Origin of the sequence: Bartonella sp. PS7NMGDW (assembly GCF_042193585.1) — a bacterium.
Taxonomy (GTDB): Bacteria; Pseudomonadota; Alphaproteobacteria; order Rhizobiales; family Rhizobiaceae; genus Bartonella; species Bartonella grahamii.
Genome location: NZ_JBHILX010000005.1, coordinates 82,672 through 96,962, shown reverse-complemented (window position 1 = coordinate 96,962; position 14,291 = coordinate 82,672). Strand labels below are relative to the sequence as shown.

At 39.0% G+C, this 14,291-nt stretch carries 18 protein-coding genes and 2 pseudogenes; 11 read left to right on the top strand and 9 right to left on the bottom strand.

Annotation, left to right across the window (positions count from 1 at the left end):
• Positions 1–495 precede the first annotated feature (495 nt).
• The 3 genes from ACFIKJ_RS04210 (at position 496) to ACFIKJ_RS04200 (ending at position 2,707) form a co-directional block, all read left to right on the top strand.
• A complete protein-coding gene (locus ACFIKJ_RS04210; protein ID WP_375627346.1) occupies positions 496–1,395 on the top strand; it encodes a septal ring lytic transglycosylase RlpA family protein in 900 nt (299 codons plus the stop codon).
• 712 nt (positions 1,396–2,107) lie between these two features.
• Entirely contained in the window at positions 2,108–2,389 is a 282-nt protein-coding gene (locus ACFIKJ_RS04205; protein WP_375653764.1) for a type II toxin-antitoxin system RelE/ParE family toxin, read from the top strand.
• Between the two features lie 18 nt (positions 2,390–2,407).
• Positions 2,408–2,707 carry a HigA family addiction module antitoxin gene (locus tag ACFIKJ_RS04200; RefSeq protein WP_330168901.1) on the top strand — a complete coding sequence of 100 codons (300 nt, stop codon included), beginning with the start codon at positions 2,408–2,410 and terminating at the stop codon, positions 2,705–2,707.
• A 56-nt stretch (positions 2,708–2,763) separates the two neighbouring features.
• Here the strand turns inward: ACFIKJ_RS04200 and ACFIKJ_RS04195 are convergent.
• From ACFIKJ_RS04195 to ACFIKJ_RS04175, 5 genes and pseudogenes are all read right to left on the bottom strand, one after another.
• Positions 2,764–3,801: pseudogene (locus ACFIKJ_RS04195) on the bottom strand (tyrosine-type recombinase/integrase).
• 2 nt (positions 3,802–3,803) lie between these two features.
• Positions 3,804–4,052, bottom strand: a complete 249-nt coding sequence (locus tag ACFIKJ_RS04190; protein WP_015857131.1) for a hypothetical protein — start codon at positions 4,050–4,052, stop codon at positions 3,804–3,806.
• Positions 4,053–4,201: 149 nt separating this feature from the next.
• Positions 4,202–4,567 (bottom strand): hypothetical protein, encoded by a 366-nt coding sequence (locus tag ACFIKJ_RS04185; RefSeq protein ID WP_375653744.1) that lies wholly within the window; start codon positions 4,565–4,567, stop codon positions 4,202–4,204.
• Positions 4,564–4,911 (bottom strand): hypothetical protein, encoded by a 348-nt coding sequence (locus ACFIKJ_RS04180; protein ID WP_375627265.1) that lies wholly within the window; start codon positions 4,909–4,911, stop codon positions 4,564–4,566. Before ACFIKJ_RS04180 ends, ACFIKJ_RS04185 begins: the two co-directional genes overlap by 4 nt.
• 110 nt (positions 4,912–5,021) lie before the next feature.
• Positions 5,022–5,378, bottom strand: a pseudogene (locus ACFIKJ_RS04175) (YqaJ viral recombinase family protein); the annotation flags it as partial.
• Here ACFIKJ_RS04175 and ACFIKJ_RS04170 point away from each other — a divergent pair.
• From ACFIKJ_RS04170 to ACFIKJ_RS04160, 3 genes are all read left to right on the top strand, one after another.
• Positions 5,370–6,236 (top strand): hypothetical protein, encoded by an 867-nt coding sequence (locus ACFIKJ_RS04170; protein WP_375670290.1) that lies wholly within the window; start codon positions 5,370–5,372, stop codon positions 6,234–6,236. The pseudogene ACFIKJ_RS04175 and the gene ACFIKJ_RS04170 sit on opposite strands and share 9 nt — an antisense overlap.
• Entirely contained in the window at positions 6,220–6,606 is a 387-nt protein-coding gene (locus tag ACFIKJ_RS04165) for a hypothetical protein (protein ID WP_273754097.1), read from the top strand. The genes ACFIKJ_RS04170 and ACFIKJ_RS04165 overlap by 17 nt, the downstream gene beginning before the upstream one ends.
• A gap of 83 nt (positions 6,607–6,689) precedes the next feature.
• Positions 6,690–7,205 carry a hypothetical protein gene (locus tag ACFIKJ_RS04160; RefSeq protein WP_375652106.1) on the top strand — a complete coding sequence of 172 codons (516 nt, stop codon included), beginning with the start codon at positions 6,690–6,692 and terminating at the stop codon, positions 7,203–7,205.
• Positions 7,206–7,332: 127 nt separating this feature from the next.
• Here the strand turns inward: ACFIKJ_RS04160 and ACFIKJ_RS04155 are convergent, their stop codons facing one another.
• The gene (locus tag ACFIKJ_RS04155) at positions 7,333–7,638 is read right to left on the bottom strand and encodes a BrnA antitoxin family protein (protein WP_375627588.1); all 306 of its coding nucleotides are present in this window, start codon (positions 7,636–7,638) and stop codon (positions 7,333–7,335) included.
• On the bottom strand, positions 7,616–7,915 hold the full coding sequence (locus ACFIKJ_RS04150; RefSeq protein ID WP_208439550.1) for a BrnT family toxin: 300 nt from the start codon (positions 7,913–7,915) through the stop codon (positions 7,616–7,618). Before ACFIKJ_RS04150 ends, ACFIKJ_RS04155 begins: the two co-directional genes overlap by 23 nt.
• A 194-nt stretch (positions 7,916–8,109) precedes the next feature.
• Between ACFIKJ_RS04150 and ssb the strand changes: the two genes are divergently transcribed.
• A complete protein-coding gene (gene ssb, locus ACFIKJ_RS04145; RefSeq protein WP_375670289.1) occupies positions 8,110–8,553 on the top strand; it encodes a single-stranded DNA-binding protein in 444 nt (147 codons plus the stop codon).
• A 53-nt stretch (positions 8,554–8,606) separates the two neighbouring features.
• Entirely contained in the window at positions 8,607–9,101 is a 495-nt protein-coding gene (locus ACFIKJ_RS04140; RefSeq protein WP_375670288.1) for a hypothetical protein, read from the top strand.
• 7 nt (positions 9,102–9,108) lie between these two features.
• Here ACFIKJ_RS04140 and ACFIKJ_RS04135 read toward each other — a convergent pair whose 3' ends face one another.
• Positions 9,109–9,813: a hypothetical protein gene (locus tag ACFIKJ_RS04135; RefSeq protein WP_375670287.1), complete on the bottom strand. Its 705-nt coding sequence runs from the start codon at positions 9,811–9,813 to the stop codon at positions 9,109–9,111.
• A 58-nt stretch (positions 9,814–9,871) separates the two neighbouring features.
• Entirely contained in the window at positions 9,872–10,330 is a 459-nt protein-coding gene (locus ACFIKJ_RS04130) for a hypothetical protein (RefSeq protein WP_375670286.1), read from the bottom strand.
• 299 nt (positions 10,331–10,629) lie between these two features.
• Between ACFIKJ_RS04130 and ACFIKJ_RS04125 the strand changes: the two genes are divergently transcribed.
• The 3 genes from ACFIKJ_RS04125 to ACFIKJ_RS04115 are packed head-to-tail and all read left to right on the top strand — an operon-like array spanning position 10,630 to position 14,289.
• Complete coding sequence (locus ACFIKJ_RS04125; protein WP_375670285.1) at positions 10,630–10,944, top strand: hypothetical protein; 315 nt, start codon at positions 10,630–10,632, stop codon at positions 10,942–10,944.
• Positions 10,925–12,250 carry a PBSX family phage terminase large subunit gene (locus ACFIKJ_RS04120; RefSeq protein WP_375670284.1) on the top strand — a complete coding sequence of 442 codons (1,326 nt, stop codon included), beginning with the start codon at positions 10,925–10,927 and terminating at the stop codon, positions 12,248–12,250. The genes ACFIKJ_RS04125 and ACFIKJ_RS04120 overlap by 20 nt, the downstream gene beginning before the upstream one ends.
• Positions 12,235–14,289, top strand: a complete 2,055-nt coding sequence (locus ACFIKJ_RS04115; protein ID WP_375653735.1) for a portal protein — start codon at positions 12,235–12,237, stop codon at positions 14,287–14,289. Before ACFIKJ_RS04120 ends, ACFIKJ_RS04115 begins: the two co-directional genes overlap by 16 nt.
• Positions 14,290–14,291: the final 2 nt, after the last annotated feature.

Below are 14,291 nucleotides of genomic sequence, written 5' to 3'. Positions count from 1 at the left end.
TTTTGGGGTTTCTTATTGATTCTATAGCCAGTCATTTTCTATCAGATATTTTGGAATAGAGCGATGCTATGCTGTCTCCTGTCCAACAACAAAGAGCTTTAAGCTTACGATACGGTTGTACCTATGTTGGCAGCACATGTGGTTGCTCCTTTTCTCAATCTATAGATTGATTTTTTTATACCTACTGCATTACATGATTCGCAAAACAAGTTGCTAAAATCACCACTTATTCACAGTTTATATTATGAAATGACTTTTCTATAAGATGTTGATTTATTTATTTTTTATTCTTTTTAACATCTACTATAGTACATTTATTTCTTACGAAAATCATAAAAAGGTTAACAATGTGTTAATTTCTTGATAAAAGGGACAAATTCAAGAGTGGTATATGCGCGAGGGAAATCATTTAAAAACGTAAATTCTTCCGTCGCGTACAAAAAGCGTGACGTGGTTTTTACAGTAGTACTTAACAGAAATAAGTGGACTGAATAGATGCCTTCAAATAGAAAAAAGAAATTTACTTTTATTATTAAACCAACACTTCAATTGTTTTCTATGATCGTCATTTCTCAGTCACTGGTATCTTGTTGCGCAAGCCAAACTATGAATTTTTCAATAAAAGATTCCTATCATAATAAACCAATTGACGTGAACACTTCTGTCCTACCTCAACAAGTATCCAATAAGAAGAAACAATCGGAAGAAAAAAAGCGTGGACGAGCTGTTGTTGGTAAACCTTATCAAATAAAAGGAAAGTGGTATTATCCTCAAAATGATCCGACTTATAAACGTGTTGGCGAAGCATCATGGTATGGTTCAGATTTTCATGGACGTTTAACTGCCAACGGTGAAATTTATGACATGAATCTTTTGACTGCTGCTCATCCTACAATGCCTTTACCTAGCTATGCTCGTGTTACTAATTTGAAAAATGGATCTTCAATCATTGTTAGAGTGAATGATCGCGGACCTTTTATGAAAGACAGAATCATTGATTTATCAAGGCAAGCTGCGGCAATACTGGGGTATGTAGATAGGGGGGTCGCAGATGTTAAAGTAGAATATATTGCTGAAGCACCCGTTGGCTATTATGATGGTGCATATTTAATGGCCTCTTATACTCCTGGAAATGCTGCCTCATATTCATTGGCGTCAGAAAATGCTTTGAAAAAAAGAGAAACTGTTTTGTTAAAAGAGAAGCGCAATACAGGAAACAAAGAAGAATTAGCTAAAGCAGCTGCTGTTGAACAGGAACAACGTAATAAAACTGTTGCAGTTAAATTGCCAGAAATTGGTCCTATCATGGTTGATAAGCCGATGCCATTCGATCAAGTTGCTTCTATAAATAAGCTAAACAAAAAAACAAAGGTCAATTGGCTACAGCTGTTTTAAGAAAAAATGCGTTGATTTTTTATCTATATAATTCTCTAGTAAAAAAGATAAGAACTTACGGATTTATTAGTGGAAGGTTTTCATCTTAAAGCGCGTTGTCCTTTTAAAAAAGCGTGGTTGGGTGCTATTATAAATTCAGTACGTCCTTTCCACTCCATTGCTGATCTATTCGTCGTTTTATGATATTGCTTGCTTAATAAAGCGCCTACTTTTCTTGCTGTAATAGCTTTTGCTAGACGAGGGTAGATTATTGTATCGGGTCTGTTTGTGTAATTTCCAAAGCAACTATACAATCAATTTGAGAGGAATAAAAAGCTTAAAAAGTAAAAAAATATTTTCTTTTGATTCGTTTTTGCAGCTTTCCAAAGCATCCACGGTAATATCTTATGAAGAGATTATGCATTACCTCATGCTTTTGTTTATCGTATTCTTTAATGGAGTAAGTCCCCTCACGAAAAACAGAGCGTCTCAAACAAAATACACTTACATTGCCAATTCACGTACTCCCAGCCAATATTTAATCAAATCAATAGGTTATATAAAAGTTCGGGAGTTTTGATTCCGTTGATTCTTTTAACTTATTTTCTACCTATCCCTAACTTTTTTATAGCTTATACCCAATCATTTTATCTAGATAACTGGATTTGCTAGCAGGGCGCTTGACTCTTATTTTTATTGATCGTATAGTGACGATATACGATAAGGGGCGGTAATCGCAATTGTGAGTTTCAAACATAAGAGCTTAAAATTATTTTATACAACGGGTTCCACAAAAGCTATTCGACCAAATCACGTAAAAAAATTACGCGTTATCTTGACAGCTTTAACAAGTGCTACGATGCCTGAAATGTTGAAAGCGCCTGCCTTTAAAATGCATCCTCTTAAAGGTGAACTTATGGGATATTATTCCATATGGGTGAATGGAAATTGGCGTGTTACTTTTCGCTTTATAGGAACAGATGTGGAGCTTGTTGATTATCAAGATTACCATTGATGAAAGGAACGAAAACAAATGATGCATAACCCCGCACATCCGGGCGAAGTTCTAAAAGTAGCTTTCTTAGAAGAAATGGGGATAACAATACAAAAGTTAGCTGATCATCTCCATATGACAAGAGCTTCTCTATCAAGAGTGATTAACGGACATGCCTCTATGAGTACCGAACTTGCAGTGAAATTAGAACTAGCTGGTTTTAGTAAAGCAAAATTTTGGCTGGATATGCAAACGAATTATAATTTATGGCAAACAATGCAACAGACACAACCACCTATTTCTCCTCTGGTTTCTGATGCACCTCAAACGCCGCATTAATTTCATTCATAATTTTGATGGGGCTTTGGTTTGTTTTCTTACTGTCAACTATGCTTCTAACTTTTTTGAAGTTTTTTGATTGCTTCTATTGCAAGTCGTTTTCTATCGGCTGTTTTGGTATAGAGGGATGCCATGTTATCTTCTGTTCAGCCAAAAAGCGCTTTCATTTGCGAAACTGTCGCACCAGCATTGGCTGCACGTGTTACTGCTAATTTTCGCAATCCGTGCGCTGATTTTTTAATACCTGCTGCATTACATGCTTCACGAAAGAGGTTGCCAAAACTTTCTTTGACAAGCTTATTTCCACCTTTACCACAAATAAATGTTTCATCTCCAATAGGTCCAATTTTAAGTGTTTCCTCTAGTTCTGGTAAAATAGGAAGAAAAACATCTGTTTTAAATTGGCTCTTTTCTGTTTTGAGATAAATGATATTATCTTTGACATCTTTCCAGCCGATACCAACGGCATCACCACGACGCAAGCCTGTATAAAGAAGAACATCAATCCAGACGCGTTCATGTGTACCATGTGACCAACGGTGATAATATTTGTCAATATCTTCTTCTAACCATGGTATGAACCCTTCTGCGTTAAAGGATTTTGGCGGCTTTATATTAAAAGCAGGATTTCTATTTAAAAGGGCATTATCAACCGCCCAATTAAAAAGACCATTTAAAGCCGTTAAAAAATGTCTTGCCGCTGCGGGAGTCTCTCGTCTTCTTTCTACTGCGTCAAGAATGTGTTGTTTGTTTATGCTTTTATATGCACGATCACCGATATGTTTAGAAACATTATTCAGAATTCGATATTTAACTTTTTTAGTAGATTCTGATTGATTATGCCATTGCATGCTTTGTAAATACTGATGTAACAACCAATCGAAAGACCCTTCTGTGAGTCTGGTACGCCTCTTTGTTTTGGAGGAGCCATTTTGCGCTTGTTTAATAGCCAGCGTATAATTGTCAACAAACTCTTGCGTTCCATAGGTTCCTTCAATCCGAAACCGTGGTCCATGACCAATACGTACATACCATATAACTTTACCATGGCGTGTACGTTCACGAACAAGATGCGGTGGACGGCGTTTTGGCATGGCTAAAACTTTATACCGTCGACAGAGGGGCAGCTTTTGCTGGTCTCGTAGTCTTCTTGCTCGTTTTCAAGCGGTGGAAAATCGTCAATGCTATAAGTATTATCTGTCGTTGTTGGTGTTATGGTTTTATTGATATGAATTAATAATTCCCCTGTAGGTTTGATTTCTATGAGTTCACATCCTTGTTTTTTAGCTTCTCTTAAAGCACGAGCAATAGCTGGTTGCGTGATAGTAGGTGGGCGGTGTGGCATGTTTATTCCCCTTCATTTTAGATGTAATTCACTCGTGGCGTGAATCACGCTGGTGTTAAAATTTTGTTTGTGTTGCTAGAAAGGAACGTCGTCCCCTGTTAAGTTTTCTGTCTTTTCTTTGTAAACAATTTTGTAATCAGCATAAATTTTTACGTCGCCATAAATTCTTGGATCACCATCAATAATTGCATATTTGTAAATTTGTGCGTCCCCAAAAATATCCCCCCATATACTTTTGCGTTATCATAAACTTGTGCATTGCCATAAACGCGTGCAAAATAAGCAACTTTCGCGTTATCAAACACTTTAGCGCTGTCGTAAACTTCGGCACCACAATAAACCATAGCTTCATCACTAACCCAACAGTTGGCTTCATGACTTAGGTTGTCCTCATCCTCTATAAAGCCCCCAAGGTTACCTTTCTTGACGCCACCAAAATCTCTTAATGCTCTAATTCGGTGAAGCGTAAATCCATCAACCTCTGTTGTTTCATCAGTCAATTCATATTTTCTCATCTGGTTTGTTTTCTAGTTGAGATTCTTCTATCGTCATCAATCCAGTCGTTCCAACATACACATGCTTCACCGTAAATTTTTGCATGACCGTAAATATGCGCATCACCATAAACTTGTGCATTTTCGTAAACCTTAGCATCACCAAAAACCTTGGCATAACCATAGACTGTTGCATAACCACCAATCCAGCAATTACCATGATGCGATAGATTGTCTTCTTTCTCGATATAGCCGCCAAGATCACCTTGCTTGACGTCCTCCAAATCTCTCAATGCACGAATGCGGCGGAGCGTTTTGCGCCCAACTTCGATTGTTTCATCTGTCAGTTCATATTTCTTTTCCATGATTTATTTCCTTAATTTGCGCACAATCCACCCGTAGCGTAAATCATGCATTACTTAAAAGTTGTTAGGAAAGGGCGGGGGTGCTGGGAGGAGAGAGCACCCCCATAGGTTTAATCAGCTTTTGTCAAAATCTTGTGCATCTCTTGTTCTATTTCCCCTAAAAAGATTTCGACCGCTTTATTGATCTCTTCAATGTGTTTCTCATCACGGTTGATGCGTTTGATTTTCATTCTCAAACCAGTAGATTTGCCTACAAAGTTTGGATTATAGCTTACGAAATCACACCACTTTTGTCCTGTACAAGCCATTTGGAATTGCATCTGTGCGTGATATTCTGGCTTGATTTCGTCACCTATAAAAAAACGAAGATGAGTCATTGATTGTGGACATTTGACTTCGATTAAACCGTCCTCTCCAATGAACCCATCAGGACTTGCACCAGCCATTTCCATTTTTGGGTGTGGAATACGCGCGTTGAAGAAGAGCTAAACGATTTTGCTGATAAAAAAGAGCACATATCGCAAGTTCGTAGTGAGGCTGGTAAAAAAGGTGCACAAGCAAAAAATAATACAAAACAACATGTTAATAATTTTGCTGAAGCAAACGCTAAGCAAAATCAAGCTATAAAGAACCAGAATAAGAATATATATAAAAAAACTAAAACTATCGTTTTAGCAAAAAAAGAAATTGGTTCTGAAAGTTTAGAAACAAACGAACAGGTTGACGAGCCAACAGAGGTTGCTGCTGTTGAGACCACATCAGAGCAAATCACAACGGGTGTAGAAAACCAACCTCCCATTCACGAGCAAGAGAACGTTCCCAAAAAAGCAAAACGAGCGCAAGCTAATCGCGGTTGTCGATTGCCTGCGGATTTTGAACCCGATTACGATTTTGCCATTGCAGAGGGCTTGCCTCCAGAGCGCGTCAAAGTCGAAATTGCAAAGTTTCGAGATTTTTGGAAAGCCTGTGCAGGAAAGAATGCTATCAAACGTGATTGGCAAGCAACATGGCGTAACTGGGTGCGAAAGGCTATCGAGGGTTTAGAAAAAACGAAAAACACGAACAACAATGGTGGAAACAATGGAAACTTTTCAAAAGATCAAAGAACTCGCGGTGGTACCGGAGAGACAATCCGTAATCTTATCGGTGCAACACAGCTTAGTGACGCCTCTACAAGATACCGTGCAACAGATAGAGCGATGTGTAACTCTGGAATTCCCATGGACCTTGATCAATGGCAGTCAATTGACAGCAACCCTAGAGAAACAAGCTTTAGAAGCTTATCAGACTGTTCAAAACTTACTTACCGTGAAAGCGTCTGTTGAAGACATAGCAGAGGCTCTTGATGTGCTTGAAGGTGGTTTGACAATGCAAAAAGTTTCAAATGTAGAAGCGCGTGCAAAGGCTTATATCGCAGCTCTTAACGGCATTTCACTCTGGTCTTTATTGCAAGCTGTTAAAAATCTTATACGTGGTGAAGCAAAAGGCATGTCCACAACATTTGTGCCCTCATGCGCTGATCTAGCGCAGTATTGTCGTGATTTAGAAAGCAGGCTTTATGGTGTTGCTGAGAGAGTTTTTACAGCAGTTGAAAATACGCGTAACCTAGCCTTAGGAGGCAAGCGCATTTCATTCATGAGAATAGGCAAGCCTAGTGAAGAGTGTCATGACAGTAGCAATTCTAAAGCGGCTTAAAACAGCAAACTAGTGAAAAGTGCTGATCATTTTACGATTAGGCATGTATTTAAATCGATAAAAAGGTACCGTAGGAAATAAATATGTTTACAGATAAGCAGCTAAGAGCCTTGTTTGGCATTATAACTTTTATATTTTTATGTTTTTTAGGAATTAAAAAAAATCCCTACTTTATTCAAAGTATTTTGACATTCGCATCTGTTTCTTTGGTAATAGTCACAGCGGTTTTTGCAATTTTATGCAGTTCTCATATTCCTTTTGAGTTGCAGAACAATCCAAAATACAAACGCAGCAACACAACAGGTTGGAAGACATTAACACGTGATTTACAACAGTATATGCACAGACTTTTAAATATAATAATTTTAGCGCTTGTCGTTTTAATTTTCCCAAGTGGTTATAAAGAAACTGTTTCTTTGCCTATTTTTTCTAATTACGTAGAGCATAAGCTTTCTTTTTCATTGGATACTATACTTTGGTACTCAGATATTGCTCTTTGGTATTCCTTTTTAGTTTGTGTATTGTTTCTTATGTTACATACACGCAGTTTAATAAATATATCTATTTACACACTACAGTGCTCAGTTAAAAAGCCATAGTAAATTTTCCGATTTTATAAAACTGTTCAGATTAAATGACGTTGTCTCTTCTCAACGTTCGATAAAATCAACAAGGAGATAAAAAACTATCGAAAGCAGTTTGATACTCTTTGTAGCAGGAAAGAGGTCAACGCATTGAACGAAGCATAGCGTCACGTAAAATGGCGTTAATCCGCGTTTGATATCCTTTCCCTTGACTTTTAAGCCACGCTAGAACGTCTGAATCCACACGTACTGTTGTGACAGTTTTGGTTGGTTTATAGAATGGATTGCGAACGGCGTTTTTCCAGAACGTATCATCTAGTGTTGGAATATCACTATGATCAATTGCACTATCCGGCATTGCAGCCAGTTTATCAACCTCAACTCTCTGTTTATCTGTCAAAGGTGATAAGTTACCTACATCAATTTCATAACGAACTTTCTTCTTCATAACGTTTCCTTTCTTTCGAGTTAGCTCGCCGCGCTGAAATAATACGGATTACTTCTATACCATCTTTATCATCATGGACAGTATGCGCTACGAGCAGCAGTAAAAAACCATCCACAAGACCCAAAGTTTGCCAACGATATTCTCCGTTTTCAATACGGTCTTGTTTAACCATGGCGAACGGGTCTGCAAAAACACGAGCAGCAATTTCAAAACTGACACGGTGCTTTCTAAGATTACTTTTTGCTTTAGTTTCATCCCATTCAAATCTTATTCTCATATCTTATGTTAATACATTTATGTATGTATATCAAGAGTTTTAAATGAACACTGAACTATTTATGTTTTTTTGCATATTAAACATAATTTTATATGTTAAAAAACAATAATATCATTTTGAAATAATTGAAAAAATATGCAAATCATGCTAGGATTTTGTATGTATTAAAATACAAGTTTAAGGTAAGAAAAAACATGCTAAATAAAGTGATGTTAATCGGGCGTTTAGGTGCTGATCCCGAAAGCAAAACAATGAATTCTGGAGCAGAAATAGTCAATTTTAGTATAGCGACTTCTGAGAGCTATACAGATAAAAATACTCATCAAAAAGTAGAGAAAACTGAATGGCATTCAGTTGTGATTTTTAATCCACATTTAGCAAAAATAGCGCTTCAGTATCTCAACAAAGGTTCAAAAGTTTACGTAGAAGGAAAATTACAGACACGCAAATGGCAAGATAAAAATGGGCATGACCGTTATACAACAGAGATTGTCTTACCACAATTCAAAGGCGAGTTGTATTTGCTTGATGCAAAGAAAGATCAATCGGCCCCTTCTTCCGTTACTTCTCAAAATTATGCTATCGCTTCAGGTGCTGCTGATCATAGTGCATCTCTTAATGACAGCATACCATTTTGATTGATAAAATATAACAAAGAGAAACATGTGGGCTCCCACAGATTAGGGGATGTATGAAAAAGAAAGATGCTTACATTTCACAAGTGAAAGTACGTCAAGATCCTGTTAATCAATTGGCAATTGAAATGCGTGCTAAACGCTTTGGTTTGACTATTGAAGAGGCTAAAAATCCGCTTGCTGGTACTTATGTTGGGCGGCTTTGTTTGCAAGGTGTGCTTACTCAAGACCAGTATGATGCTGCGCAAAAATATCTTGAGGTGAAAAATGACTATTTGTGTGCAAAAGGTTTACCAAGCGCTGTTTATGATGAAATACCATCATCTTCTGATGACAAAGCAAGAGAAAAATGGGTTGAATTTGCAACAGAACAGTTTTCTAATATGCAAGAGGCGATAAAAGAAACACAACATCTCTATAGACAGTATAATCTTTATGCAGCAATACAATATATTATTGTCGAAGACCAAACATTACCACATCTTGTGAATTCATTGCGGGTCGCTCTTAACGCGCTTCATAAATATTTTGACAGAAAAACTAAATGGTAAATGTTTATTATAATGTTTCAAAGGCAGTTGATTGCTCTTCTGATAGTTCGGCTATAAATACTGCGTGAGAAAAGCTAAATAATATATATACGAATAGCTCAAAGAATGCGATATAGAATACAATACCCATAGAGAGGTTTTCGCGAAACTGAATCCAGAGAAGCATTGTTTGTAGTAAAAATGAAACAGGTAGCGCTTGTATTCTATATTGGATTGGTGCCATACAGACTGTAAGGGGAAGAGTAAGCATTAAAATAATTGTCCCTAACAAATAAGGGGCAAAAGAGCGGGGGAAAAACGTAGCAATGATGTACCCTGTAGAAAACATAATTATAAAGGTAACTACTGCTGTGAAATAGGAGAGCCCCACTAGGCGCAAGAGTAAAAATAAGCCACGTTTAGCAAAACGAAAGTAATAATTTATTGTTTTTTCTCCGTTTTTTTTCTTAATCGCTTTATGTTCTCTAAATCTTTCTCGTTTCTCAATTATTTCGTTCCATTTGCTTTTATCCTTTGTAAAAGCATAATCGATAGTTTCTAACGTTGGCAGTATTATTGTTAATAGTATTTTTCCTACTAAATTTAGGAACTCTTTTAGAGTTTCAAGTATGCCCCCTAGAAATAATCCAATGCCGTAAATTACTAATATAATAATATCAATTAATATTGGGATTATTAAGATAAGGATTACAATTCCTATAATAAACCACATTTTCTCCCCTTTTTTATTAATTATTAGTCATAGTATTGAACCTTTAATTGATTTTTTCTCAACCAGATTTATTCTGTTTCTCCATTATCATTATCTGTTTCTGTTGTTGCCAAAGCTTTTCGTATAATTCCTCAATTATTTTCTCTTGTTTCTTAATCGCTTTGTAGTGTCTATCGACCATCCTACTGTTTTCCTTAACTGCTTCGTTTCGTTGTATAATCGCTTTATTAATTTTTTCATTCTCATAATCAAACGCCATCTGAGAGTATTCGACTAAGCGATCATGTTCCAAATTTGCTATTATTCCTAGGTAATTTCTCCAAGCAAACAACAAAATTGCTACTACTAATAAAGAGTTTCTTGAAAATTCAAGATACCAAAGCACCCCGAGTACTATGACTAATAAAAGAGTACCTTGAAATTCTGTATTCCGACCATTCTCTGCTTCTTCCCACATGTCAGAGACTACAGCCCATAGTATGAGTATACCCACTATTACTATGACAATATCACGCATTGTTCTCCCCCGCTTTTTATTAGTTTCTAGCCATATAATTGATTCGTTTAGATAATACAATTGTGAGTGGTTGGTTATTAAAGACACTAGATTTAGGTGAAAAAAAATAAAAAATACACAATATCGTGATTTTTTTGTTGACAGGATATGAAAAATAGTGTTTTATGGCGTTGCTGTACTAGTCGAATTGCGTCTAGAATTACGGTAAAGGTATAACCTTTCTTATAAGTTTATCTGATTGTTCAGAGCCCTGCTTTTGCGGGGTTTTTTTATTGTCTTGTTTACAAAAAGAAACACACATGAAAACCACTGAAAAACTTGCAAAAAGAACGCCCCCAAAGGCAGGTCAAGGGCGGGTAAAAGGTGTGCCAAATAAAACGACACGTATTTTGAAAGAAGCAGTGCTTAAGGCAGCAGAGCGCGCTGGTAAGAGATATGGTGATGATGGTTTGATCTCTTATCTCGAAAAACAGGCAATCAAATGCCCCGCTGCTTATCTGTCATTGTTGGGGAAGATTTTGCCTCTTCAAGTGACAGGGGAAGATGGCGGGGCGATTAAGATGATAACGCGTGTAGAAATCGCGCCTTTAGTTCATGACAACACGACAGATTAATATTGTTCCAAAGCTTATACCGATTTTTACAGGTAAGGCTTTGGTGCGTGCGGCTTGGGGTGGGCGAGGGTCTGGAAAGACAAGATCATTTGCCTTGATGGCTGCTTTAAAAGGCTATCAATTTGGTAGGAGAGGGATATCAGGCACTATCCTTTGTGCGCGGCAGTTTCAGAATTCTTTGGCAGAAAGTTCATTGGAGGAGATTAAACGCGCCATTGAAGCGCATGACTTTTTAAAGGACTATTACAAGGTTGGGGAGTCGTCGATTAAATCGATAGATGGTCGTATAGCCTTTCAGTTTTCTGGTCTGGACCGGAATATTGCAAGTATCAAGTCTATGGGGCGTATTTTGCTTTGTTGGGTCGATGAGGCAGAGCCCGTTACAGAGACGGCTTGGCAGACGCTTATACCGACTTTGCGAGAAGAAGGAGAAGGATGGTGGGCAGAGTTATGGGTGACATGGAACCCGTTGCGAGAGAATGCCCCCGTTGAGAAGCGGTTTCGCTTTTCAGACAATGAGGCAATCAAACGTGTTGAGATCAACTGGTCAGACAATCCGAAGTTTCCCAAGATCTTGAATGAAGCACGACTTGATGATCTGAGAAACCGTCCAGAGACCTATAAGCATATCTGGGAAGGGGATTATCTTACAGCGGTTCAAGGTGCTTATTATCAAAAGGAAATGTTGGCAGCTGAGCAAGAGGGGCGGATAGGGCGCGTTGCGCGCGACCCCTTGATGCAAATACGTGCTTTTTGGGACATTGGGGGCACGGGTGCTAAGGCAGATGCAACAGCGATATGGATAGCGCAATTTGTTGGACGAGAGATCAGAGTGCTTAATTATTACGAAGCACAGGGACAGCCGTTATCAGAGCATATAGGCTGGTTGCGTCAAAATGGTTATGAGAAGGCATTGATGGTTTTGCCCCATGATGGTGCGACCAGAGACCGTGTGCACAATGTGAGTTTTGAGAGTGCTTTAAATGATGCGGGTTTTGAAACGCAAGTGATCCCTAATCAGGGGGCAGGGGCGGTTAAGATGCGTATAGAGGCGGTGCGGCGTATTTTGCCTTCTGTTTGGTTCAATGAAGAGATGACGGTAGCAGGGCGCAAAGCACTGAATTGGTATCACGAGAAATGGGATGAGAAGCGCGGCATTGGTTTGGGTGCAGAGCATGATTGGTCGAGCCATGGGGCGGATGCCTTTGGTTTAATGTGCATTGTCTATGAAGCACCAAATGTCAAATCCAAGCAAGAGCGTTATTGCACTATGGAAAGAGAAGCGGCATCATGGATGGCATTCTAGATCAAGACTTTCAAAAAACGACAATCCTCGATGAATATGAAATCTATAAGCGTTTAAAGTCTTGGTACGCAGAAGATATTGAACATGTTAATGAATGGCGTGAACAGGCGCGTGAAGATTTTGATTTTTATAATGGTCGTCAATGGGCGGAAGAAGATCTTGCGGTTTTGAAAACACAACGCCGTCCTGTCATGACTTTTAACCGCATTGCACCCCTTGTGAATGCTATTGTTGGGGCGGAGCGTAATAATAAGCGCGAAGTACAGTTTCAACCACGGCAAATGGGAGCAGCAATACCCAATGAATTGCTTACTGGAGCAGCAGAATGGTTTCGTGATGAGGCAGAGGCGGAATATGCCGATTCCGATGCTTTTCAGGATATGGTTATTTGCGGTATGGGCTGGACAGATACGCGGCTTGATTATGATACAGATCCCGAAGGGATACCTGCTGTTCAACGTTTAGATCCCTTAAAAATGGTTTGGGATGCCAATGCTGTAAGACCAAATCTCATTGACGCACAGCGTATGTGGTATGTTGATCGCAAATCCGTTGAGGATGCTAAAAGTCTTTTTCCTGATGTTGCTGTTGAAGATCTTAACGCCGATTGGGCTATCGATAGTACAACCGCTTCTGAGGATTCTCATGTATCGCTTGATGCGTATCAAGATGACTCCAATGCGACTTCTCTCTCAGATCCGTATTCTGGGAAACGCTATGTTACGCTGGTTGAATGCCGTTGGTTTGAATATGAGACCACTTACAAGGCGCCTGATCTTCAAACTGGTCAGATGCGCAACTATAGCAAACAAGAGTTTAAACAGCTTCAAAGAGTGATGCCGCAGCTACAAGGTGTGCGTTTTAATAAAAAAGTGGTTAGACGCGCCTTTCTGGGACGGCGCCTTTTAGCAAAGCCCGATAAACCGTTAGCACCTGATGGACAGCTAGGCTGGGAATGCATCACGGGCACGCTGGATAAGCTTAAAAACCAGTTTTACGGGATTGTTCGTCCCGCAAAAGATCCGCAAAAATGGTCGAATAAATATTTTAGCCAAGTAATGTATATCCTCAATAGCCAGTCTAAGGGTGGCTTGATGGCAGAGCGAGGTGCTTTTGATGATGAGCGCCAAGCGTTAGAAAGTTGGGCGCGAACGGATACCATTACGTGGTTAGAGAAGGGAGCACTTACGACTGGAAAAATTCAACCAAAGCCAAGTGCACAGTTCCCCGCTGGATTTTTCCAGCTGTTTAATGAATCGCGTGAGGCGATAACGCATGTAACAGGGTTATCGGCTGAGTTTATCGGAACACGGGAGGTCAACCAAGCCAATGTGTTGGAAAATACACGCCGGCAATCAACGCTTAATTTGCTTGCGGGGCTGTTTGATAATCTCAAGCTTTATCGGTGTAGGCAGGGAAAGATTATCCTTTATCTCATTCAGAATTATCTCTCTGATGGGCGTCTGGTACGTATTTCTGGACAAGAGAATGCCCAATATGTGCCGTTGACGCGTGAAGCTGTTACGACGCTTGAGTATGACATTATTGTTGATGATTCACCGACAAGCCCCAATGAAAAAGAGAAAACTTTTGCGGCAATTACGCAGATGTTGCCGTTGCTTGGTGGTTTCTTAACACCGGAGATGATTCCAGATCTTCTTAAGCTTTCCCCACTACCGGCAACATTGATAGCAAATTTAACGGCAAAAGCACAGCAGGCACAACAAGAACAACAGCAACAACAGATGATGCAACAAAGCCAAGGGGCGCAATTAACCCCAGAGCAGCAAGCAAAGATTGCTGTTTTACAGCAGGAAGCGCAAGCAAAGAGCACACTCTATCAACTTGATGCACAGCAGAAACAAGCGGCATTGCAGCAGAAAAATATTGAACTTTTCTTGAAGCAAGAACAAGCGCGGATGCAGCTTGAGTTGCAACAGGCAAAAAATGAGATAGCGCAGCGTGATTTAGAACGCAAAGCCCTACAGGCACAGTTGGAACACTATCGAGTTTTGACAAAAAATATAATAGCACATTGAAG

What these genes read in the sequence shown, in the direction of transcription:
- ACFIKJ_RS04160 (WP_375652106.1), top strand. Translation starts at nt 6,690, where the DNA reads ATGTTTACAGATAAGCAGCTAAGAGCCTTGTTTGGCATTATAACTTTT.
- ACFIKJ_RS04210 (WP_375627346.1), top strand. Translation starts at nt 496, where the DNA reads ATGCCTTCAAATAGAAAAAAGAAATTTACTTTTATTATTAAACCAACA.
- ACFIKJ_RS04135 (WP_375670287.1), bottom strand. Translation starts at nt 9,813, where the DNA reads ATGTGGTTTATTATAGGAATTGTAATCCTTATCTTAATAATCCCAATA.
- ACFIKJ_RS04180 (WP_375627265.1), bottom strand. Translation starts at nt 4,911, where the DNA reads ATGGAAAAGAAATATGAACTGACAGATGAAACAATCGAAGTTGGGCGC.
- ACFIKJ_RS04115 (WP_375653735.1), top strand. Translation starts at nt 12,235, where the DNA reads ATGGATGGCATTCTAGATCAAGACTTTCAAAAAACGACAATCCTCGAT.
- ACFIKJ_RS04155 (WP_375627588.1), bottom strand. Translation starts at nt 7,638, where the DNA reads ATGAAGAAGAAAGTTCGTTATGAAATTGATGTAGGTAACTTATCACCT.
- ssb (WP_375670289.1), top strand. Translation starts at nt 8,110, where the DNA reads ATGCTAAATAAAGTGATGTTAATCGGGCGTTTAGGTGCTGATCCCGAA.
- ACFIKJ_RS04140 (WP_375670288.1), top strand. Translation starts at nt 8,607, where the DNA reads ATGAAAAAGAAAGATGCTTACATTTCACAAGTGAAAGTACGTCAAGAT.
- ACFIKJ_RS04185 (WP_375653744.1), bottom strand. Translation starts at nt 4,567, where the DNA reads ATGAGAAAATATGAATTGACTGATGAAACAACAGAGGTTGATGGATTT.
- ACFIKJ_RS04130 (WP_375670286.1), bottom strand. Translation starts at nt 10,330, where the DNA reads ATGCGTGATATTGTCATAGTAATAGTGGGTATACTCATACTATGGGCT.
- ACFIKJ_RS04125 (WP_375670285.1), top strand. Translation starts at nt 10,630, where the DNA reads ATGAAAACCACTGAAAAACTTGCAAAAAGAACGCCCCCAAAGGCAGGT.
- ACFIKJ_RS04120 (WP_375670284.1), top strand. Translation starts at nt 10,925, where the DNA reads ATGACAACACGACAGATTAATATTGTTCCAAAGCTTATACCGATTTTT.
- ACFIKJ_RS04200 (WP_330168901.1), top strand. Translation starts at nt 2,408, where the DNA reads ATGATGCATAACCCCGCACATCCGGGCGAAGTTCTAAAAGTAGCTTTC.
- ACFIKJ_RS04150 (WP_208439550.1), bottom strand. Translation starts at nt 7,915, where the DNA reads ATGAGAATAAGATTTGAATGGGATGAAACTAAAGCAAAAAGTAATCTT.
- ACFIKJ_RS04190 (WP_015857131.1), bottom strand. Translation starts at nt 4,052, where the DNA reads ATGCCACACCGCCCACCTACTATCACGCAACCAGCTATTGCTCGTGCT.